Source organism: Corticicoccus populi (assembly GCF_042686195.1).
GTDB lineage: Bacteria > Bacillota > Bacilli > Staphylococcales > Salinicoccaceae > Corticicoccus > Corticicoccus populi.
The window spans coordinates 1,574,676-1,597,397 of the sequence record NZ_JBHUOQ010000001.1; the positions used below are offsets into that span (position 1 = coordinate 1,574,676).

The following is a 22,722-nucleotide window of genomic DNA, read 5'->3' on the forward strand; positions in this document are numbered from 1 at the left end:
TTATATTTGTATGATACATTTTATAAAAGCGTTTACAAAGGAGGAGCAGCATGTCTTTAAAGTTAGTTGTAATCGGCGGTGGATCCAGTTATACGCCGGAAATTATTGAAGGTATTATTAACAGGGCGGCATCACTCCCTATCAGTGAAATTACACTGGTTGATATTGAAGAAGGGCTTGATAAACTGACCATTATCGGCCGATTGTCCAGACGGATGATTGAAAAATCCGCCTTAAACATTAAATTAGAATGGACAACAGACCGAAGAAGTGCTTTACAGGATGCAGATTTTGTCAGTACTCAAATAAGGGTCGGCGGACTTAATGCCAGAAAACTGGATGAACGTATCCCTTTAAAATATGGTTATATAGGCCAGGAAACGAACGGTGCCGGCGGGATTTTTAAAGCATTTCGTACGATTCCTGTACTTATGGATATTGCGTCCGACATTCATGAAATCTGTCCGGATGCCTGGATGATTAACTTTACCAATCCGGCTGGAATTGTCACTGAAGCACTGCTCAAACACGGAAAACATAAAAAAGTCATCGGTGTATGTAATATTCCTTACAATATGAAGGAATCTGTCAGTGAGGTACTGAATGTCCCGGCAGACACAGTCACAATTGAATTTACAGGACTAAATCATTACGTATTCGGTACTAAAGTTGAAGTGAACGGCACGGACCGTCTGGATGAGGTTCTAGATGCTTTAAAAGAAGGTACGGGAGATTACTCACCTGCGAATATTGTTAATCTGGGATGGTCCCGGCAGTTCCTGGATGCGTTTCATGCACTTCCGAATCCGTATCATCAATATTATTTTCAGACTAAGGAAGTACTCAAGAAAGACACTGATGCCTACCAGGAGAACGGCACACGGGCAGAGCAGGTCATGGCCCTTGAATCATCATTATTTAAATTGTACCAGGATGAAGATTTGAATGTTAAACCTGCAGAACTGGAGGAAAGAGGCGGTGCATATTACAGTGACGTCGCATGCAGCCTGATGAACAGCCTGCACAATGACACAGGGGATATACAGACTGTTAATGTTCAAAACGATGGAACGCTTCCTTTTCTGGCAGACGATGCAGTGATTGAAACAAACTGTGTTATCACTAAAAATGGAGCTGTACCTTTAGAACGGTCTGTTGTACCCGCTTCGATTTCAGGATTGATTTACAGTATGAAACATTTTGAAACACTCGTCATCGATAGTGCTGTTTCAGGATGTTATGACACAGCTTACCTTGCAATGATGAATAATCCGCTTGTACAAAATGAAAAGGATGCTAAAGATATACTGGATGAATTGCTGAATGCGCATAAAGTACATCTGCCGCAGTTTAATTAAAAGGGGAAAAAGGGGATGTTAGTATTATGAATCGTTTTATCGAAATTGCCGGACGCATAGGGTCACAAAGACATTTGCTTGCCATCAGAGACGGTTTTGTTGCCATTATGCCGTTGATTATCATTGGTTCACTTGCTGTTTTAATTAACAACTTTCCACCGATTGGACCGATTGATTTTGTGTCATGGCTGAACAGCCTTTTAGGGGAAGGCAACTGGCAGCTTGTCGGCGGCAGCATATGGAATGCATCATTTGCAGTACTCGGGCTGCTCGCATCGTTCACCATTGCGTATAATCTTGCGAAATCATACTCTGTTGACGGTCTTTCTGCGGGTCTGATTTCTATGGCATCCTACATTATGCTGGTACCTGTCACCGAGGACTGGGGTCTGAATTTTTCATGGCTCGGTGCACAAGGCCTGTTCGTTGGAATTATCCTTGCACTGGTGACAACAGAGTTATTCCGTCTGCTTGTAAATTCCAAACTGACAATTAAAATGCCTGAAGGTGTTCCTGATGGGGTTGTCCGTTCATTTCAGGCATTAATTCCTGCAGCGATAATTTTAATCGCTGTTGGTGTATTCCAGGCATTAATCACTGTACTTTCAAATTCAAATATATTCGAAATTATTTTCACAGTGATTCAGGAACCGCTGCAGGGACTCGGCAACACACTGCCTGCAGCTGTCATTGTTTCATTGACGAATCATGTACTGTGGTTTTTCGGACTTCACGGGACCAACATTATCGGCTCCATCATTGAACCGTTATACCTGCCCCTGATCGAAGAAAATCTAAATGTATTCAGTTCAGGTGTGTCTGCATTTGATGTTCCTTATATCGTAACAAAACCGTTTCTTGATGCTTTCGTATTCATGGGCGGTTCCGGTACTACCATTGCCCTGATTATCGCGATTTTCATTGTAATCAGAAAATATAAGAATCATCCGTACCGAAAAGTAGCCGGCCTTTCAGCACCTGCCAGTGTGTTTAATATTAATGAACCAATTATTTTCGGACTTCCGATTGTTCTCAACCCGGTAATGCTGATACCGTTTATACTTGTACCTACGACCTTAACAGTCATATCCTATTTTGCCTTGTCCTTCGGACTCGTACCTAAAACCGTTGCTATCATCCCTTGGACCACTCCGCCGATTTTAAGCGGATACTTAGTCACAGGCGGCAGCTGGCAGGGGATTGCACTGCAGGTTGTTAATATTGCAATCGCAGTACTGATTTATATTCCTTTTGTTTATAGTGGATATAAAGCAATGAATAAAGAGATGGAGGAAAATAAAGATGAGCGCTAAAGAAGATTTACAGATGATTTCATTTAATATTATTGCCCATGCAGGTGCCGCACGTTCCTGCTGTATGGAAGCATTACAGTACGGACGGACAGGGCACTTTGAAGAAGCATCTGATAAACTGAAAGAAGCGGATACAGAATTCATCCATGCGCATAATAAACAGAGTGCACTGCTTCATGCAGAAGCTGATGGTACCGACCATCAGTTGTCAGTCATTTTAATCCACGCACAGGACCACCTGATGACGGCAATGACTGTAAAAGAAATGACGGAAGAAATGATTGAAATGTATAAAAGAATTACTAAACTGGAGGAGATTAAATGAAAGTCAGACTCGTATGCTCTGCAGGTATGTCCACATCCATGCTTGTGAGAAAGATAAAAGAAGAAGCTGAAAAAGAAGCAATCACAATGGATATTTCAGCTGTCGGTGCCGGACAGTTAAACGATCATGTTGAAAACCTTGATGTCGTTTTAATCGGTCCCCAGGTCAGATATTTAGAAGGAAAAATAAAAGAAGCTCTATCACCAAAAGGGATTAAGGTGGCAGTCATCGACCAGATGGCCTATGGCATGATGGACGGTAAAAAAGTGCTTGAACAAATTCAATCTATGTAAAAACAACAGCCCTGGTACCAGGGCTGTTGTTTTTATTTACAATGTTTCCGCAGCATACATCCTTAACGCTGTACCCTCATCATCATTCACCACAGTATGAAATTCCCATCCGTATTTTTCATACAGTCCGGTATGATCTGTGACAAGGTAAAGTGTGTTAATTCCTTTATCCCCAAGATCCTTCCGTGCAAACTTGAGAATTTCTCCTGCAATTCCTCGGCTGCGGTAGTTTTCTTCCACATACAGTGCGCATAAATTCGGAGCCAGATCCTTCCGGTCATGAAAGTCATTGTCGATCACACCGGCACCTGCAATCAAACTGCCGTGATGAAAAACAACATACCATTCCGGTATTGACCGGCTGTCTTCTACAGATGCCTTCATACTTTCAGAATACGCTTCGACAGGCACATCCCATTTCCCCGCGAACCATCCTGCAGCTTCTTCTATATACTCCGGGCACTCACGAATACATTTAATTATAAAATCAGACATACTTTCCCCCATACTCAACTCTATTTATTTCCCGGGTATTATTCTGCTTCTTCCTCTCCTTCCGGCTCCTCTTCATTGGACAAGTTTTCTTTTGACCAGTCAGAATCTGCGTCAGGTTCATAATCAGCAGTCATATTCAGTCCCATCACTATCATCACTGTAATCACTGCCGCCGCACCGACAATTACCGCAACAGCTGAAGACACTATGATTTTACTTGTTTTTTTCATAACCATTCCCCTTAAAATGAATATTTTTAAATCCGATACGAACTTTTAATTGTTCCATTCCTAAACTAAAAGCAGTTAAGATAATTATATCTGACACTCTGTCTGCAGTACAACTTTAAGCAGGTATAAATAAAGCCCCTTTACAGTCCGGTATTTTCATCCTGATCTGTAAAAGGGTTTATCTTAACGAATTCTCTCTTCGTTATCTTTATCAAAGAAATGGACTTTATTCATATCAAACGCAATTTCCAATTGATCACCGGCTGCAGCATTAGAACGCGCATCGACGCGTGCCACAAATTCCTGTCCGTCAATGTTGGAGTAAAGGATAGACTCTGCTCCCATCAACTCCGCCACTTCGATTTGAACTGTCAATTTCGCATCCGGGAATGATTCCAGTACCAGCAGTTCGTCATGGATATCCTCCGGACGTACTCCTGCAATCACTTCTTTCCCTTCATATCCCTGTGCTTTCAAAGGTGCAAGTTTTGGTTCCGGCACGGTGAAAGAATGCCCGCCGATGTTTAACTGATCCCCTTCTAAAATACCTGTGAAGAAGTTCATGGACGGTGAACCGATAAAGCTGCCGACAAACATGTTTTCAGGATTATCATACACATCTTTTGGTGCACCGATCTGCTGGATAAAGCCGTCCTTCATCACCACAAGACGGGTTGCCATCGTCATCGCTTCCGTCTGGTCATGCGTCACATAAATCGTCGTAGTCTGCAGACGCTGATGCAGTTTTTGAATTTCTGCACGCATCTGCACACGCAGCTTCGCATCAAGATTCGACAAAGGCTCATCCATCAGGAACACTTTCGCATCACGCACAATCGCACGCCCGAGTGCCACACGCTGTCTCTGACCGCCGGATAATGCTTTCGGTTTCCGGTCAAGAAAATCTTCCAGACCGAGAATTTTCGCGGCATCATCCACGCGTTGTTTAATTTCTTCTTTTTTAAACTTTCTCAGCTTCAGACCGAATGCCATATTATCGAATACATTCATATGAGGATATAATGCATAGTTCTGAAACACCATCGCAATATCCCGGTCTTTCGGAGATACATCATTCATCAAACGCTCATCAATATAAAATTCACCGTCCGAGATTTCCTCAAGCCCCGCAATCATCCGGAGCGTCGTTGACTTCCCGCAGCCGGACGGTCCGACAAACACGATAAACTCCTTATCTTTAATATGCAGGTTAAAGTCTTTCACCGCCAGCGTCTCTTTCTCATACCGCTTTTGAATATGCTGTAATTTTAATTCTGCCATTTCAAACACCCCTTAAGTTCATTTTTCAATCCTGTCGTCTTTACGCCCACCACATGGATGCCGGCGGTTCGGACATGTTGACCTGCTTCAAGTTTTTCACTGCTGCATTGAACCCTTCGTCAATCGACATAATCGGGTCTTCGTGTTCAATACTGATGACATAATCATATCCGTATGTACGGAGAGCACTGACAATATTCGACCACTCCTGAATGCTGTGGCCGTAACCGACAGAACGGAAGCTCCATGCACGGGTCTGTACATCGCCGTACGGCTGCATATCTGTCAGGCCGTACATATTTACATTATCCTGATCAATATAAGTATCTTTCGCATGGAAGTGATGAATCGCATTCTCTCTGCCGAGAATTTTAATCGCAGCTGTCGGATCAATCCCCTGCCACCATAAGTGACTCGGGTCAAGATTTGCACCGATAGACGGATTGGTTGCTTCACGCAGTTTCAAAAGCGTATGCGGTGTGTGGACTAAAAACCCCGCGTGCAGTTCCAGACCGACTTTAATGCCGTGATCCGCTGCAAACTGTCCCTGCTCTTTCCAGTATGGGATCAGCTTTTCCTCCCACTGCCAGTTCAAAATATCGGAGTATTCTGTCGGCCACGGCGTAACCGGCCAGTTTGGATATTTCGAGCCTTCATGCGATCCCGGTGTGCCTGAGAATGTATTCACAACCGGAACATCCAATAGTTCTGCGAGACGCACCGTCTTAACAAATGAATCGTGACTTGACTGTGCCAATGCACTATTCGGTGAAATCGGGTTGTCATGACAGCTGAATGCACTGATTGTAAGCCCTCTGGATTCGATTTTATCCTTGAACTCTTTACGCTTTTCACTATTTTCCAAAAGCGCATCAATATCACAGTGTGCCGTCCCCGGGTTGCCGCCGGTTCCAATTTCCACTGCCTCAAGCCCGGCATTTTTCACATAATCCAGCATGTCTTCAAACTTCTTCTCTGCAAATAAAACGGTAAATACACCTAATTTCATCGTCTGCCTCCTCTAAACAATAGAAATACTCTTTCCTTCTTCACTGCTTCTATATATCGCATCAATTATTTTTGTTACTGCAAGCGCATCTTCAGGACGGCTTTTTAACGTACCATTTCCTGAACAGGCATCGAGAAAATTTTCCGCCTGCAGGCGCGCAGCACGGTACTCATCGTCAAATGTTTTTGTTGTTGTCTCCATCATCCTGCCGTACTTCGGCTGATAGAGTTCATATGGAAATACATTAACACCGCCCGTTTCTCCGGATATCGACAGTGCTGTTTTATCCGACTTAATATTCGCTGCCCACGAACACTCGAATAATAAAGTGCTCTGATCATCAAAACGAATGTATGCACTCACGTGATCATCCACATCAACTGCTTCATGATTGTATGCACCCCAGTCATTGACCTGCTCAGACTGCTTACTCAATTTCTGATACACCTGGGCACTGACTTCCACCGGTTTTGACGGTAATACCAGCCACAGTGCTGTATCCAGAAGATGACATCCCCAGTCGATTAAGCTGCCGCCGCCCTGAAGTTCTTTATTAATAAAGACACCCCAGCCCGGCACCTTACGCTGTCTCATCGCTTCTACACGTGTAACAATCGGTGCGCCGACGTCCGCCATCGACTGTTTCGCGAGCATGACAGAATCCATAAACCGGTAATGATAGCCGATCATTAAAATACGGTCGTTCTCTTCTGCAGCCAGAAGCATCCGCTCACCTTCCGCCCGGTCCATCGCCATCGGTTTTTCACACAGAACATGGACACCGCTGTTCAGAGCATCGACTGCGATAGCTTCGTGAAATTTATTCGGTGTACAAATCGTCACCGCATCCACATGGGAAAGCATGTCCTGATAATTCTCATAGACGTTCTTAATCCCGTGACGCTCAGCCACTTCTTCTGCACGGCTCTGATTCACATCATGAACACCGTACAATTCCACCTGATGTTTTAATTCCTGATAGATTGGAATATGCCGGTTTTCACAAATTCCGCCGGCGCCGATGAGTCCCATTTTCAATCGTTTCACATTACATCACTTCTCCAAAGCATAAATTCGTTTTGTCTCTACCGATTCAAGCGCACCTAAAATAATTTCAAGTGACTGCCTGCCTTCTTTCCCGTCAATAAGTGGTGCTGTATCATTTTGAACCGCAGATACAAAATGATCGATGACATGACTCGTTGTCTGTCCGCCTTCATCGTTTGACTGAATGGCGCCGAGCTCATAACGAACAGTCTCACCATTCGCATACTGTGCAATCAGCGACGATACCGGATCATCCTCCAGCCGAAGAATCCCTTTCTCACCGTAAATTACAGTCGAATTATCCTCCGCTGACGTATATGCCCAGCTTGCTGCGAGTGTCCCGATGATGCCTTTTTTCGATTTTAAAATCAGTGCCGCATTGTCATCAACGTCTGCTTTTTCTTTTGCACTGGTCTCAACGAATGCACCGACTTCTGTAAACTCATCCTGAAGAATATAACGGATTAAATCCGCCTTGTGTACACCAAGGTCCCCCATAGCGCCGATAAACGCCTCGTCTTTTTTAAAGAACCAGCTGTCTGTGCCGTCCGCACTCCAGCCTTCCGGACCGCCGTGGCCGAATGTTGTTCTGAAACTGTACACCTTGCCGAGGGCACCGGATGCAATCAGCTCCCGTGCTTTTTGATGTGACGGTACAAAACGCTGATTGTGACCGATCATTAACTTCCGGTCATTTTTCTCTGCCGCTTCAATCATCCGGTCTGCCTCTTCCGTAGATGTTGCCATCGGTTTTTCACACAGTACATGAACTCCTGCATTAAGCGCGTCAATACTGACCGGCGCATGCAGGTAGTTCGGCAGACAAACACTGACTGCATCAATATCTGCTTCTTTCAGCATTTTTTTGTAATCCATATAGTAGTCGGCCTGATATGTTTCCGCCGTTTCTTTCGCTCTGTCTTCCACAATGTCACACACTGCAGTGATTACTGCTTCACTGTTTTGACTGTATTCAGGTAAATGTCTGTTTTTTGCGATACTTCCGCAGCCGATAACCGCTACTTTTAAAACCATATCTATCCCTCTTTCTATTATTTTTCCAACGGCTGATAATTGCCGTAAGTATGCTTTGGTGTATTGTCATTCTTCGCCCAGAGAGATGCATTTTTAATGACCTGCTGAACTTCTTTCTGATGATAGGTCGGGTACGTTTCATGACCCGGACGGAAATAAAAAATCTTCCCGCGGCCGCGCTTAAACGTCGCACCGCTTCTGAACACTTCGCCGCCTGTGAACCAGCTGACAAAAATCAGTTCATCCGGTGCCGGAATATCAAAGTGCTCACCGTACATTTCTTCTTTTTCAATCTCAAAATACTCGCCAATCCCTTCAGCAATCGGGTGTGTCGGGTCAACATTCCATACGCGTTCAGTATCATCCGATTCACGCCATTTCAAATCGCAGCCCGTACCCATCAGAGATTTGAATATTTTTGAAAAATGTCCGGAATGCAGAACAATCAGCCCCATGCCGTCAAGCACTCGTTCTTTTACCATTTCAACAGTTGCATCACTGACTTCATCATGTGCAAGATGCCCCCACCAGATTAATACATCCGTCTTCAACAGCAGCTGTTCGGATAACCCGTGACCCGGTTCATCCAAAGTCGCTGTCGTCACCGAATGCCCGTCCGCCGACAAAAAGTCCGCAATTGCACCATGAATCCCTTTTGGATAAATATCCGATACTGTTTTATTTTTCTGTTCATGACGATTTTCATTCCATACTGTTATATTCATTATTTCCGCTCCTTACTTTTACGCCTAATATATCATTTAAAGCAAACGTTTGCACATATAGATAAACACCACTGCGACGGCGTTACCTTCAGTACACTGCCGCAGCCTCATTCGACAGCACGTACAGAATTTCTATATACAATGCTATGCGGAATGATGATTCGTTTAGTATCCAATTTCTGATCTGTACATAATTTAATCACTGCCTTTGATGACTCCACTCCAAGTTCATAAATCCGGATATCCACTGTTGTAAGAGAGGGATGAATAATCTCCGAAAAATAAATATTGTTAAAACTTGCGAGTGAAATATCCCCGGGTACACTCAATCCGTGTTCTTCCAGTGTACTGATAACACCTATGCTGATTAAGTCATCACTGACAACAACCGCATCCGGCTTTGTTTTCATTTTCAGTATTTTCTCCACCGCTTCCCGTCCTCCGGACTTAAGGAATTCGGTATAAATGACCTCATCCTCCGTTACCGGGAGACCCGCCTCAGTCAAAGCGGTTTCGAATCCTTTTTCACGGTCTATCGTCACAACCAAATCAGTTGCTCCTCCGATAAAAGTAATCCGTTTATGTCCCTGACTGATTAAATACTCAGTTATATCTTTCCCTGCCATAATATTATCATTATCCACGTGAACAATATCATCGGTGTACTGAAGCGGTTTTCCGACCATTACAAATGGAAACTCCTGTTCCTTCAAAAATGATAATATCGGGTCATTTAAACGGGAATACAGAAGAATGATACCATCCACGTATTTCCCGAGAACAAGCCGTTCCACCTCTTTAAATTTCTCTGTCTCTGTTGCTCCGGAAGCAAGCAGAAGTGAAAACTGACGGCTGTGAAGATGGGACCCTATACCTCTCAGCACTTCTGAGAAAAACGGATTCTGCAGAGATGTATCTGCAGATGACGGCATAATAACGGCAATTGTTTTTGTTGAACGTGCCACTAAATTTCTTGCGGTTAAATTAGGATGGTAGCCAAGTTCACGCATTGCTGCTCTTACCTTCTGCTTTGTCTTTTCACTGATTCTCGAATTATCCGCAATGACTCTTGATACGGTAGACGGCGAGCATCCTGTAGCCTTTGCTATATCTTTGATTGTAACGATTTTGATCACCCTCTATTAAACAGGCCGTACCTTTGTTCAGGTTTTATACATCTGTAAGTAAGCCTTTCTTGTATTTTAACCTAAAACTTAACCTTTTGTACCGCCCGATGCCAATCCGGAAATTAAAAATCTTTGCAGGAACAGGTAAATTGTCGCAATCGGTACTGCAATCAATACAGAACCTGCTGCAAATCTAGTAAAGTTGTTGGCAAACTGATCATTAATAAAGTTATATAACCCCACTGCAAGCGTATAATTTTCTTCACTGCTTAGTACAATCGACGGCAGAAGGAAATCAAATAAAGGTGCCATAAAATTAAACAATGCGACAACTGCGAGAATTGGTTTTGCAAGCGGCAGTATGATGCTCCAGAAAATTCTGATATGTCCGGCACCATCAATTTTCGCCGCCTCATCCAGTTCCTTTGGAATCGTATCGAAATATCCTTTAACAAGCCATGCATTAAACGGAATCTGCCCGCCTAAATAAATCAGTATCAACCCGGTCAACGTATCAAGCAACCCAATCATGTTTAAGAAAATATACAATGCAACCATTGCCATCATGACCGGGAACATTTGAAGGAGCAGGAAGATATACAACCCGTTTTTACGTCCCACAAATTTAAATCTTGAAAAAGCATACGCCACAAATGCTGTAAGCACTACACTTCCCAATGCATTTGCAGTAGCAACAATCAAAGAGTTTTTATACCATAACAGGTAATCACTTTCCGGACTGAACAGCCACTGATAGTGTTCCAAAGAAAAATTATCCGGAATAATGCTTGAGGAATAAAGGCTCGTCCCCTGATTTAATGACATTCCGATTGTCCAAAGAAGCGGGTAAAAAATCAGTACAGCAACAACTGCAAGTATGAGATAAATTCCAGTTACTTCGAGTTTCGATTTTAATTTTGAATTCATTAAATGTCACCTTCTTCTTTAAAGGATCTGGTTTTACGGAACTGGTAAAAAGCAAATCCTGATACAATCAGTCCCATGATAATCGAGATGACTGCTGCCATTGAATAATTGTTGGTATCAAAGGTCAGTTTATACACCCATGATATGAGAATATCCGTACCGCCGGCATTCTGCCCCCTGACAGCAGGACCACCTTCATTGAATAAATAAATTACATTAAAGTTATTAAAGTTTGAAGCATACTGCATGATTAACAATGGTGCTGTCGCAAACATTACATGAGGAAATGTAATGTTTCTAAACTTCTGAATTCTCGATGCGCCGTCCATTTCAGCTGCTTCATACCAGTCTTTTGAAATACTCTGCAAAATCCCTGTGAACAAAGCGAATATGAATGGGAACCCGAGCCATGTCTGGATCGCAATAATTGCAATACGGCTGTAGAGTGGATCACTCAGCCAGGCAATCCCGCCTCCTCCGAACAGTGGAATAATAATGTCCCGGTTAATTGCACCGAAATCATCATTAAACATTGCTGCAAACACAAGAATAGTAACAAAAGCAGGTACTGCCCACGGCAGGATTAAGATAGTTCTGATCAATTTCTTAAACTTCAGACGCTCATCATTAACCAGTACTGCCAAAAAGAAACCAACAGCAATCTGGAGTGTTGTCGCAACAACTGTCCAGACAATTGTCCATATAAATACACTTAAAAATGTTTCCTGCCATATCGGCACGGTAAATAAGTTTTTGAAGTTATCAAGTCCGACCCAGTCCACAAGGTTACGCGGCGGTGAATGATACAAATCATAATTTGTAAACGCCAAGAGTAACGAGAACAGGAGCGGGAATATCACGACAAAAATCATTAAAAACAAACCAGGGAAAGTAATGATATAAGGGAATGAATAATCATAAACCTCTTTTACCACCTGCTTGAAATTCGGCGGCACCCAACCTGTTTTAATCTTTTTAGCCTGTTTTCTGGCATCACGTACGTTAAATATATAAAGCGTAATCGCGATAACAGAAACGATTAACGATAAAACACCCAGTACAAGCAGCCGTATAGAATGATCGACCCCGGGTACAGTACCGAGCGTTCTCAGTCCCCACAAACCATAGTTTATTGATTCTAAAAATGCGATTAAAAATGATGCTTGAATTACAAAAAAGATAATGCCCTTTACAAACCTTCGGTTATAGATCTGCCCCAGCCCCGCAAATATAATCGACAGGACCATCGCAATATTCGGATTATGTTTTTGATAATTTTTTATTGGTTTTTTATCTGGAGTAGTCAACTTTCTGCCTCCTTTAATTGAACACTTTGTTCCATATATAATTTCCCAGCACTTTCTTTATATGATATAAATCAAAAAGAGGAGATAAACTCCTCTTTTAAATTATTCTCCGCCGCCTGCAGACTGGATATTCGTCTCAACCTGTGCTTCTGCTTCTTCAAGTACTTCCTGAGGGTCCTGTCCCTCAGCCAGGAACTGCAGTGCATTCTGCATCGGCTCCCACACTTGTGCCATCTCAGGCGAACTAGGCATAGGTACACCATGTTCAATCTGCTCTGCAAAAGCTGCATACATCTCATCTTCAATGTTATCCAGTGCTGTTGCATGAGGCGGAAGCTCTCCGGCTGTGTCATAGTAAAGCTGCTGATTTTCTTCATTTGTAATAAATGTTGCCAGATCCTGTGCCCAGTCTTTATTTTCCGAGTAATATGAAACCATCCATGATTTAACACCGACAAACGTTGAGCTTGGCTCACCATTAATCATAGGAAACGGTGCAAACCCGAGATCATCTCCAAGTGCTTCCTCGTAACCTGGGATACTCCATGGTCCGTTGATAACTGAACCAATTTTTCCTTCTGTAAATAAACCATCAATAATATCTGCATTTGTTCCTGCAGGTATTTTTCCAGGACCGAAGAACTGCTGATAAAATTCGCCGCCTTCAATCGCGCCTTCATTTGCCAGACCGACATCTGTCACATCATAATTTCCAGGCTCTCCGCCGAAAATGTAACCGCCGTAGTTTGCGATAAACGGATATGCGAAATAAAAATCATTCGGACGCATTAAAAACCCATATTCATCATTGGCAGTGTCTGTGTGATCTTCAAGGAAACCAAGAACATCTTCCATCGTTTCAGGTGCTTCTCCAACAATGCTTTCGTTATAGAAAATACCATATGTTTCAATTACTGCCGGAATCCCGTAAATTTCTGTCTGATCATCATAAGTATAAGTAACCGCATCTACTGCTGCGTCCACATATCTATCGAGCACATCATCGCTGACATCAAGCGGTTCTGCAAGCCCCTGTGCCACAATATTTCCAATTTGGTCATGCGGCTGATAGAATAAGTCCGGCCCGTTGCCTTCCGGACCTGCAAGTGACAACTGCTGAAGCTGTTCAACCATTGCATGTCCTTCAACTCTGACTGAAATACCTTCTTCTTCTTCATACTTTTCAACAATTTCATTAATTGCTTCCATCTGTTCATCCTGATCATTCATCCAAATGACCAGCTCTTCCGGCTTCTCCTCTGCTTCCCCAGCTGCACTGTCTTCACCTGGTACTTCTCTGTCAGGCGCACATGCCCCAAGAAAAACTACAAACGCTAAAGTAGCAAGTGGAAATAATCGCTTCATACCCTTCATACTGCCAACACCCCTTTGTTTTGATTTGTGCAAACGTATGCACAACGTGTTATAAAATTATTCTAATCGATTCATTTTATTTTTGCAAGGGCTTTCAAAAAATAAAGTTTTTCACTAAAATTGTGAATCGTCATTTCAAAATAAAATATTTTCTTTCTTGACTTATACGTATTTTTTTGTAGATAATGTATTTAAAGATTGAATGACCAACCAAATTTGAGGGCAATGCTTTGTCACACAACAACCCCTGTTTTCTTAATTGAAAAACAGGGGTTGTTTTATTTTAAGGAGGAGTCTTATGTTAAAAGAAGCTGTTTATCACAGACCAAAAGGTAATTTTGCTTATGCCTATAAAGAAGAAACACTGCATATCCGTCTGAAAACAAAAAGAAATGATGCCGGGAAAGTAAGCCTGATATATGGGGATCCGTACAACTGGAAAGACGGAAAATGGTGTTACGAACAGAAAAGTATGACAATCAGCGGATCTGATGATTTATTTGATTACTGGTTTGTCGAATTAACTGTCCCGGACAGAAGGGTCCGCTACGGTTTTGAAATCAGTGATGACACTGATACTTTATTCTATGCGGAAAAAGGATTTCAGCAAGACATCGTTACAGATGATATGTCGTATTATTTCTGCTTCCCCTTCATCAATCCGATAGATATTTTTAAAACCCCGGACTGGGTCAAAGATACTGTATGGTATCAAATTTTCCCTGAACGTTTTGCGAATGGAAACAAGGAAAATGACCCTGAAAATGCAGTACCGTGGGCGAGTGAAGCACCGAAACTCGACAACTTTTTCGGGGGTGATTTTGAAGGTATTTTAAACAATCTCGATTATTTAACTGATCTCGGTATCAATGGTATTTATATGACACCGATATTTAAAGCCCATTCAAATCATAAGTACGATACGATTGACTACATGGAAATCGATCCACAGTTCGGGGATAAAGAAACCTTTAAAAAATTAGTTGCCGAATGCCATAAAAGAGGTATACGTGTCATGCTTGATGCTGTATTTAATCACAGCGGACAGTATTTCGGCCCGTTCCAGGATTTACTGAAAAACCAGGAGAAATCTAAGTATAAAGACTGGTTCCATGTGCATGAATTCCCAGTGAAAGATGTCTATCCTGCCAATTATGGTACTTTTGGTTATGTCGAGTCCATGCCTAAACTAAATACAGAAAATCCGGAAGTACGCGACTATTTTCTAGATGTTGCGGCATACTGGATTGAAGAATTTGATATTGACGGCTGGCGTCTGGATGTTGCCAATGAGGTTGACCATGCATTCTGGCGTGCATTCCGTAAAAGAGTGAAAGACATTAAGCCGGATTTATATGTTCTTGGCGAAATATGGCACGATTCCCTTCCATGGCTTGAGGGCGATCAGTTTGATGCGGTAATGAACTATCCGTTCACACTGCCGGGACTCGATTATATTGCACGGGAAAAAATCAACACAGTGGATTTTGCCAGCCAGCTCGCAAAATCCTATGCCTCATATACAGAAACAAGCAATGAAGCTGCCTTTAATCTTCTCGGCAGTCATGATACGCCGAGAGTGTTGACAGAATGCGGCGAGGACATTAAGAAAGTCCGTCTGTTGTATGCGTTACTGTTTTCATTCCCGGGTACACCTTGTGTGTATTACGGAGATGAAATCGGAATGACCGGCGGTGAAGATCCTGAGTGCAGAAAATGTATGGAGTGGGATGAAGAAAAGCAAAACACATCACTTAGATCATTTGTACAGAAATTCATAGAATTGAGGAAAGAAGAAGCTTCCTTTACTCATGGAAAGCTGCGTATTATTCAACCGGAAGACAGCGAATCCTGCTTCCATTTTGTCAGATCAACAGAAAATGAAACGGTTCATTTCTTCATCAATCCAGGGAATTCATCTAAAAAAATTGCTCTGAACAGCAGTTTTAATCGAATAACTGATTTATGGAGTCAGAAAGATTTAGAAATTACTGAGGATGTAAGCGTTGAAGCAAATGATTTTCTGATTTTAAAAGTAAAATAAGCAAAATCCGGTGAAGGTACACCTTCACCGGATTTTTATGTTACATACTCACCAAATAATAATATACTTTATCCTGCGAGCTTCTTCGCTTCCGCCTTCTCTCTTTTTCTTACTTCCCTGAATCGATTGGTTTCAGAAACAATCACTCCCGACAATAAGCAAAGTGCAATTAAGTTTGGAATTGCCATCAGTGCATTAAAAATATCCGCGATATCCCATACAAGCTGTACCGTCTGACCGGCACCGATCATGACAACGATACAGAAAACAATTTTATAATAGATTGTATTACGGTCTCCAAAGATGTACCCAAAGCATTTTTCACCGTAATATGACCATCCAATGATTGTTGAATATGCAAAGAATATAATACCGAATACGACAATATAATTACCGAAACCAGGAAGGAATGACTCGAAAGCATCTCCTGTAAGGACAGGTGCTGCATCCGCACCAAGCTGTAAGTGCAGACCACTCATCACAATGACTAGTCCTGTGATTGTACATACAATCATCGTATCCAGAAATGTTCCCGTCATAGATACAAGTGCCTGTCTGCCTGGATAATCCGTCTTCGCTGCAGCTGCAGCGATTGGAGCAGAACCAAGCCCTGCTTCATTCGAGAATACACCACGGGCAATACCATATCGAATCGCTATACCAATCGCACCTGCACCAGCTGCCTGAGGATTGAATGCTGCTTCGAAAATTACCGCAAATGCCGCCGGTACTTCCGTAATATTGAGGAGAATAATAATAAATCCACCTGAGAGATAAAACAATGCCATAAATGGTACAAATACAGCGTTAATCATCCCTATCCCTCTAATACCTCCAAGTAAAACAAGTGCTGTCAGCACCATCAGAACAAATCCAGTAATCCATGGATTAATATTAAAAGTTGCCTGTAATGAACCTGCCACGGTATTTGACTGAGTCATATTTCCTATTCCAAAAGATGCCAGGAAACCAAATAATGCAAACAAAACAGCCAGCCATTTCCAGCCGAGGCCTTTCTCTATGTAATACATCGGACCGCCTGATATTTCACCCTTGTGATTTACAGTACGGTACTTTACTGCAAGAATTGCTTCACTGTATTTCGTTGCCATCCCAAAAAATGCAGCAACCCACATCCAGACAAGAGCACCAACACCACCTAATAGAATCGCTGAAGCAACCCCTGTCATGTTACCTATTCCAAGCGTTGCAGCCATTGCAGTCATCAATGACTGGAAATGTGTGATGTCCCCTTTTTCCTTCTTATCCCCTTTCTTACTTTTAGTAAATACAAGTTTAAGCGCATAAGGCAGACTTCTTACTTGTATAAACCCCAGACGAAACGTTAAAAATACTCCTGTTCCGACAATTAAAAAAAGAGTAATCGGGCCCCATACAATACCATTAATAGTATCTACAATCTGTTGTATCATTTCCACTCCACATTTCCCCTTAATGTTTAATAATGTTATGAAAATACATTCCGTTCATTTATTTTATACAAATTTTTCTAAAAAATCTATTAGAAAATGAAAATTTTGAATAATTATTTATTTTAATAATTTTATTCATTATATTATTTGTTAACATTTCATCTCCTGCTTTTGTACAGGACAACATATGGTTTCATCTATATGACGAGCGGGTAAAATCAATGGATTATAGAAATAACTGAGTTAAAAATCAAAAGGCGGATTCATACTATGCAGATTTTCAGAGTAAATGAAGACCATGAAATCAGTGCAGCGTTTCTGGATAACAGGCGTCTGTCGAAACAAGTGCTGGAGCTGTACCAGATTATACGTGTCTGTCTGGCTCAAAAAGATATTATTGATGCAAATACAAGGTACCGGCATCACCCTGTGGTGAAACATGTTTATAATAACGGGCATCCCTATTTACATGACACAGTAAAACTTTTGAAAGCAATGGATATAGAGCACGGGAAAAGAGGTGGGAAGCGGTCGGCTGATTTCCAGACAAAACTTGAAACACTGTATGCGATTATCGAGAATCCCAAATATTCGTATGAGTTCAGCATGGAAAAACTGCCGCCTTTTTATGTTTTCGGAGATGATAAATGCAGTACAGAAGAAGCATACAGTAAATATGAGACTTTATTATTTACGAAGTGGGCGGGAGATAAAATACCGGCACGGTGCAGTATAAAAATTTAAAATGATAATACTATTCAAAGACAGGGTGAAATTAATGCATATTTTATTATTAGGAGCGACCGGCAGAGTCGGCTCTCATATACTGAATTATTCTCTTAAAGACGGTCATTCAGTGACCGCTCTCGTTCGTGATTCAGGGAAAATTCAAATAGAAGATGAACGATTAAATGTAATTGAAGGAAATGTTATAAATGCACCGGATCTGCTCCAGGCAGTTCATGGTGTGGACATGGTCATCAGTGCTCTCGGGACTGATCAATCCACTACTTTAACTGACGTTGCACCGTTAATTATAAATGCTATGAATAAAGAAGGAATCAAACGCATCATCACTGTCGGAACCGCCGGCATTCTGAACAGCCGGACCCAGCCGGACATTCTCCGATATCAATCCGGCGAATCGAAACGAAAATTGACACGGGCGGCAGAAGAACATGAAAACTTTTACCGGAGTTTGGACGACTCATCATTAGACTGGACGATTGTCTGTCCGACATACCTGCCTGATGAACCGCCTGTCGGTCATTACCGTACTGAGCGTGAATATCTCCCGGAAAACGGCACTAAAATTTCAGTTCAGGATACTGCGTCTTTTGTATACAGTCTTGCAGGTTCTGATGAATATATTAAAACCCGCGTCGGTATTTCTTATTAAAAGCATTAACCCCTTCACATTCTCTGACTTTGAATATGAAGGGGCCTATGTTTAATCAGCTTTTTTCTGCAGTGATAATATGTCAATAATTGTATGCATCACGCCGTCTTCTTTGTTGGACCTTGTAATAAAATTCGATCCCTCTTTTAAAGCATCTACTGCGTTTCGGACCGCGAAACTGTACTTGGCCCGTGACATTAATTCAAGATCATTATAACCGTCACCAAACGCCATCGTTTCTTCAGGTGTAATATTAAGCATCTCCTGCAGAGCTTCAACAGTTGTGCCTTTATGAACACCGGCATCCGCAATATCAATCCAGGCAGCTTCAGATGCAACAATATATGCTGAGTCAAAGAAGCGGGACAATTTCTCTTTTGTTTCAAAACAATTTAACAGCGGGTCGTGAATCGTAATTTTCACAAAGTCATCTTTAATATCCTGAAGATTCTCCACTTCAATTACATTCGCATATGAGCCCCTGACGAATTTCATCTCATCTTCCGAAACACCCTGTTTAATAACAGCCCCATTTTTAGTACAAGCGATAATCGTATAGTCCAGACTGATTTCTTCAAGTGCTTCAATAATTTCCAGACCTAATGTATTATTGATGAGTGATTCATAGACAAACGTTCCATTATGTTTGATACGTGTCGCACTGTCCCCGAGAATATATAAATCTTTGGAATTCTCTCCGAATAATGCCTCAACACGTTCACACTGTTTACCTGTCACCGGTGCAAATATCACATTCTGCTCTTCCATCAATTCCTTTACCTCTTTATAGAGCGGACGGTTGTAATCATTGTTTTCATTTAAAAATGTCCCGTCCATGTCTGTTAATACAAGTTTAATCATATGTATACCTCTCAATTCATTTTATATATGGTGTCTTTTGTTACCAGCCACAACAGCCCATGTGTAATGCTGTTTTGAAAATGACTGCCAAAACATATTTCGGGTGCATTCGGCTGTCTTTGAATATCTTTATCATTTTCTATTGCTGCTTTAATCATATCTTCATCAACATTTTGAGTCGCTATTATAAATACGTCAGGGGCAATCACAACATTATAAACAGCCATTATTTTGGACAAATTATCCGCCAGTTCCACAGCAGTATCCGGAGTCTTTCTATCCATCAGCATGGGGAGATACTTTGCCTCACCTGCAAGACCGTTCCGCCCTTCTATCAACTGGTTTTTTGAAAAAATCGTAATTCCAGGCATACTCTTTTCAGGATAGAAGAAACCGACAATACTCTGATCAAGCGGAATATCTTTCTCCAGACATATTCCCATCGTAATAATATGTGCATCATTTTGTATTTCAATTGGGAGATGTGTCACTTCATGTAACGCTTTTTTAATATTCCATCCGTCAAAACGTCCGTACCAGCTTGAAGTGATTACTCCATTTGATATTTTACCCGGAATCGATATGCCAATTTTCCCAATTTCATATTTCTCATGTGTATATTCATCTATAATGTCCCCAATACTTTTGATACTGATGTCATTGAAATATTTCTTCGATGATATAACTTCTGTACCTTCCATATTGACTACTTTAATTACCGCTTCCAATTCCCGCTCCGGCTGATTATCCTGCTTTTCCTGAATAGAAATCAAAAGGTAAAATACTTTATCATAATTAAAATGATATTCCATCGCAGGGCGCCCTGTCTCCTGTTTCTGATACGCCCCCCGTATCAAATGGTTTTCTGCAACAAGTTCAGAAACGAGAGAGTTAATCGTTACCACACTGATCCCCGCCACTTCAGACATCTCAGCTTTAACTGCTTTTCTTTTATGAAACATCATTTTCATAATTTTATCCGAATTATTTCTTCTAATCTTAGAACTTTCCCTGCTCATCTGTCTGTCACCACCTTATTTAAACTACTTAATTAAAGTGCTTAATTAAGTGTATAACATACATAAAAGAAAGTAAAATATACTGTAACCCCTAAATCCCGGCCACCGGATTTAGGAGTGCACCTCAGACATAAAGTTTTACTTCATTTTATTAATCAGATGAATGTACTGTGTATCTCCATACCCAATCTCTGGGAAAAGATTAAACAACCGGGGGACTAATTCTTTTTCCGGCAAGTGTTGATGCTCTGAGATATATTTCATCACTTCATTATCATCATGAAGCATATCCAAATATATCTTAACTGCCTGAAACATCAGCGGAAATACATTACTTGACGATATTTCATGACGGATGAGAACCGATTGATATACTTCAGAATAGTTTCCTAAAATAATTTCAGTCTGATTCACCTTAAACGCATCTTCCCTGAAAGTGTTTAAATATACACGTCCCGAGTACCCAGACTGTTCCAAATAAGCAAGTATTGTGAGAAGGTTCATCTGGCAGAACATATCTTCACCGAACCAGAGAACGATATACTGGTAGGTTTTATCAAAAAGTGGTGACAGTGGATGAATCACTTTTCTCATGTAATTCTCCACAGTTTCATTGTGCCCTGATGACCGTACATCGATAAAGTGTTCTCCAAAAATCGGTTCCACTGCTTCATTTACACTCATTGCTTCGTTAAACGGCACATAATCTGAATTTCCCATCAACGTATTTTGTTTAAATTCCTCATACATATGCTGTCCATTTAATACATTCAGAACATCCTGATCAAAAAGTTTCTTGTTTTTATTCTGTAACTGTCGAACTTCCAACTTTCTTGAGATATTCATCTTTATCCCGCTCCCTGCATCATTAATGAAGAGTCTGACATATGACTGAACCGGCTGCTTCTGCAGCTGAAACAGCCCGGGGCTGATACCGAAAACAGATTTAAATGCCCTGCTGTATGATTCCTGTGATGAATATCCATACTCCACTGCTGTATCTAAAATTCTATCTCCGTTCTTCAAATCCACTGATGATAAATACAATCTTCTTAACAAAATATAACGACGGATACTAATGCCTGCGGCCTGATGGAATTTAAAAGAACAGTAATACGGTGAATATCCCACATCGTATGACATGTCATTTAAAGAAATTTCTTCTGTTAACCGGTCTTCAATCCAGTCAATCATCAACTGCACCTGTTCACTCATTAATGTCACCTCCTGCGTCCATTATATAAGGCATTCATTGGAGTCTTTTGACAGTTCTTGTGCTTTCGAAAAAAATTAAAAACAGTCAGGACTTCTTCACTGTAATCAGATACTCTGTCCATGAATCGTCCATCGCCTTATTGAAGCTCGAATACTCTCCTGAAAGAGTATTAAATTTTAATAACGGTACGATACTGCTTGCCCGCGTGTCGCCGTCAATAAAAAAGTGACTTTCTTGATCCCAGTATACCTTTCCAAGGCAGCTGATATCATTAGCTATCTCTGTTGTTGAAATGTGTCCCGCAATAATATCTTTATAGAATGAACCTGTCTCAGCGGGATATTTCCATATAAATTCAGAGCGTTCTGTTGCCTGTTTCCACAATGATTCATCCACTTCACAAATACCTGCATGTACATATATCTGTCTGTCCGTCTCATAAAATAAAGGCTTCTGTTCTTTATTAAACAGCCACTTTAGAAGCTCAGGATGATGCTCTTTAATTTTCCCGGCCATATACGCACTGACCTTAGAATAAGAAGCATTCTCTATCCCTATCTCTGAAGTCATGGCATTAAATACTTCCTTGGAGAAAAAACTTTCCACCGTATTAAAATTATTCTCCTGAATCAGCCATTGAATTTCATCATTTAACCGTAACCAATCCATAAACATCTCTTCGTGGTTGCCAATCAGGACGACAACCTGTTCAGGATAGTTTTCCTCCAACTGCTTTACATAATTAAGTACCCCGAAGCTGTCTTTCCCCCGGTCGATATAATCTCCGAGAAGAATAAGTTTATTCTCTTTGTCAGAATCCAAGTCCACTAAGCTGAGCGTATCCATCATTGCATCATAATCGCCGTGAATATCACTCATCGAATAAATTACAGCCATTTGAACC

At 41.4% G+C, this 22,722-nt stretch carries 23 protein-coding genes; 7 read left to right on the forward strand and 16 right to left on the reverse strand.

Annotated elements, in window-relative coordinates; all coding sequences use genetic code 11:
• Positions 1–50: 50 nt before the first annotated feature.
• Genes ACFSX4_RS07975 through ACFSX4_RS07990 form a run of 4 tightly spaced genes read left to right on the forward strand, consistent with a single transcriptional unit; the run spans position 51 to position 3,289 of the window.
• Complete coding sequence (locus tag ACFSX4_RS07975; RefSeq protein ID WP_377773314.1) at positions 51–1,358, forward strand: 6-phospho-beta-glucosidase; 1,308 nt, start codon at positions 51–53, stop codon at positions 1,356–1,358.
• Positions 1,359–1,384: 26 nt separating this feature from the next.
• A complete protein-coding gene (locus ACFSX4_RS07980; RefSeq protein ID WP_377773316.1) occupies positions 1,385–2,671 on the forward strand; it encodes a PTS sugar transporter subunit IIC in 1,287 nt (428 codons plus the stop codon).
• Positions 2,661–2,996: a PTS lactose/cellobiose transporter subunit IIA gene (locus tag ACFSX4_RS07985; protein ID WP_377773318.1), complete on the forward strand. Its 336-nt coding sequence runs from the start codon at positions 2,661–2,663 to the stop codon at positions 2,994–2,996. The genes ACFSX4_RS07980 and ACFSX4_RS07985 overlap by 11 nt, the downstream gene beginning before the upstream one ends.
• Positions 2,993–3,289, forward strand: a complete 297-nt coding sequence (locus ACFSX4_RS07990) for a PTS sugar transporter subunit IIB (RefSeq protein WP_377773320.1) — start codon at positions 2,993–2,995, stop codon at positions 3,287–3,289. Before ACFSX4_RS07985 ends, ACFSX4_RS07990 begins: the two co-directional genes overlap by 4 nt.
• Positions 3,290–3,325: 36 nt before the next feature.
• Here the strand turns inward: ACFSX4_RS07990 and ACFSX4_RS07995 are convergent, their stop codons facing one another.
• The 11 genes from ACFSX4_RS07995 to ACFSX4_RS08045 all read right to left on the reverse strand — a co-directional run bounded on the left by ACFSX4_RS07995 (position 3,326) and on the right by ACFSX4_RS08045 (position 13,846).
• Positions 3,326–3,784, reverse strand: coding sequence for a GNAT family N-acetyltransferase (locus tag ACFSX4_RS07995; protein ID WP_377773322.1), 459 nt, complete (start codon positions 3,782–3,784; stop codon positions 3,326–3,328).
• A gap of 38 nt (positions 3,785–3,822) precedes the next feature.
• Positions 3,823–4,014, reverse strand: coding sequence for a hypothetical protein (locus ACFSX4_RS08000; protein ID WP_377773324.1), 192 nt, complete (start codon positions 4,012–4,014; stop codon positions 3,823–3,825).
• A gap of 183 nt (positions 4,015–4,197) precedes the next feature.
• Entirely contained in the window at positions 4,198–5,295 is a 1,098-nt protein-coding gene (locus tag ACFSX4_RS08005; protein ID WP_377773326.1) for an ABC transporter ATP-binding protein, read from the reverse strand.
• Between the two features lie 40 nt (positions 5,296–5,335).
• Positions 5,336–6,304 carry a sugar phosphate isomerase/epimerase family protein gene (locus ACFSX4_RS08010; protein ID WP_377773328.1) on the reverse strand — a complete coding sequence of 323 codons (969 nt, stop codon included), beginning with the start codon at positions 6,302–6,304 and terminating at the stop codon, positions 5,336–5,338.
• A 12-nt stretch (positions 6,305–6,316) separates the two neighbouring features.
• Positions 6,317–7,351: a Gfo/Idh/MocA family protein gene (locus tag ACFSX4_RS08015; RefSeq protein WP_377773330.1), complete on the reverse strand. Its 1,035-nt coding sequence runs from the start codon at positions 7,349–7,351 to the stop codon at positions 6,317–6,319.
• Between the two features lie 6 nt (positions 7,352–7,357).
• On the reverse strand, positions 7,358–8,386 hold the full coding sequence (locus tag ACFSX4_RS08020; protein ID WP_377773332.1) for a Gfo/Idh/MocA family protein: 1,029 nt from the start codon (positions 8,384–8,386) through the stop codon (positions 7,358–7,360).
• A gap of 17 nt (positions 8,387–8,403) precedes the next feature.
• Positions 8,404–9,111 (reverse strand): ThuA domain-containing protein, encoded by a 708-nt coding sequence (locus tag ACFSX4_RS08025; protein WP_377773333.1) that lies wholly within the window; start codon positions 9,109–9,111, stop codon positions 8,404–8,406.
• A gap of 107 nt (positions 9,112–9,218) precedes the next feature.
• Complete coding sequence (locus ACFSX4_RS08030) at positions 9,219–10,238, reverse strand: LacI family DNA-binding transcriptional regulator (RefSeq protein WP_377773475.1); 1,020 nt, start codon at positions 10,236–10,238, stop codon at positions 9,219–9,221.
• A gap of 87 nt (positions 10,239–10,325) precedes the next feature.
• Complete coding sequence (locus tag ACFSX4_RS08035) at positions 10,326–11,165, reverse strand: sugar ABC transporter permease (protein WP_377773335.1); 840 nt, start codon at positions 11,163–11,165, stop codon at positions 10,326–10,328.
• A complete protein-coding gene (locus ACFSX4_RS08040) occupies positions 11,165–12,412 on the reverse strand; it encodes a carbohydrate ABC transporter permease (protein WP_377773477.1) in 1,248 nt (415 codons plus the stop codon). The genes ACFSX4_RS08035 and ACFSX4_RS08040 overlap by 1 nt, the downstream gene beginning before the upstream one ends.
• A gap of 162 nt (positions 12,413–12,574) precedes the next feature.
• Positions 12,575–13,846 carry a sugar ABC transporter substrate-binding protein gene (locus ACFSX4_RS08045; RefSeq protein WP_377773337.1) on the reverse strand — a complete coding sequence of 424 codons (1,272 nt, stop codon included), beginning with the start codon at positions 13,844–13,846 and terminating at the stop codon, positions 12,575–12,577.
• Positions 13,847–14,144: 298 nt separating this feature from the next.
• Here ACFSX4_RS08045 and ACFSX4_RS08050 point away from each other — a divergent pair, with 298 nt between their 5' ends.
• Entirely contained in the window at positions 14,145–15,890 is a 1,746-nt protein-coding gene (locus tag ACFSX4_RS08050) for a glycoside hydrolase family 13 protein (protein WP_377773339.1), read from the forward strand.
• Between the two features lie 68 nt (positions 15,891–15,958).
• On the opposite strand, the gene ACFSX4_RS08055 is transcribed toward ACFSX4_RS08050, so the two are convergent.
• Positions 15,959–17,323, reverse strand: coding sequence for an alanine/glycine:cation symporter family protein (locus tag ACFSX4_RS08055; RefSeq protein WP_377773479.1), 1,365 nt, complete (start codon positions 17,321–17,323; stop codon positions 15,959–15,961).
• A gap of 270 nt (positions 17,324–17,593) precedes the next feature.
• Between ACFSX4_RS08055 and ACFSX4_RS08060 the strand changes: the two genes are divergently transcribed.
• Both ACFSX4_RS08060 and ACFSX4_RS08065 read left to right on the forward strand, forming a co-directional pair.
• Positions 17,594–18,067 carry a pyrimidine dimer DNA glycosylase/endonuclease V gene (locus tag ACFSX4_RS08060; RefSeq protein ID WP_377773341.1) on the forward strand — a complete coding sequence of 158 codons (474 nt, stop codon included), beginning with the start codon at positions 17,594–17,596 and terminating at the stop codon, positions 18,065–18,067.
• A 34-nt stretch (positions 18,068–18,101) separates the two neighbouring features.
• Entirely contained in the window at positions 18,102–18,722 is a 621-nt protein-coding gene (locus ACFSX4_RS08065; RefSeq protein ID WP_377773343.1) for an NAD(P)-dependent oxidoreductase, read from the forward strand.
• Positions 18,723–18,773: 51 nt separating this feature from the next.
• On the opposite strand, the gene ACFSX4_RS08070 is transcribed toward ACFSX4_RS08065, so the two are convergent.
• The 4 genes from ACFSX4_RS08070 to ACFSX4_RS08085 all read right to left on the reverse strand — a co-directional run bounded on the left by ACFSX4_RS08070 (position 18,774) and on the right by ACFSX4_RS08085 (position 22,715).
• Entirely contained in the window at positions 18,774–19,583 is an 810-nt protein-coding gene (locus ACFSX4_RS08070; RefSeq protein ID WP_377773345.1) for an HAD family hydrolase, read from the reverse strand.
• Positions 19,584–19,594: 11 nt separating this feature from the next.
• Complete coding sequence (locus tag ACFSX4_RS08075; protein WP_377773347.1) at positions 19,595–20,602, reverse strand: ROK family protein; 1,008 nt, start codon at positions 20,600–20,602, stop codon at positions 19,595–19,597.
• A 138-nt stretch (positions 20,603–20,740) separates the two neighbouring features.
• A complete protein-coding gene (locus ACFSX4_RS08080) occupies positions 20,741–21,817 on the reverse strand; it encodes a helix-turn-helix transcriptional regulator (protein ID WP_377773349.1) in 1,077 nt (358 codons plus the stop codon).
• Between the two features lie 85 nt (positions 21,818–21,902).
• Positions 21,903–22,715, reverse strand: coding sequence for a metallophosphoesterase (locus ACFSX4_RS08085; protein WP_377773351.1), 813 nt, complete (start codon positions 22,713–22,715; stop codon positions 21,903–21,905).
• Between the last annotated feature and the right edge of the window lie 7 nt (positions 22,716–22,722).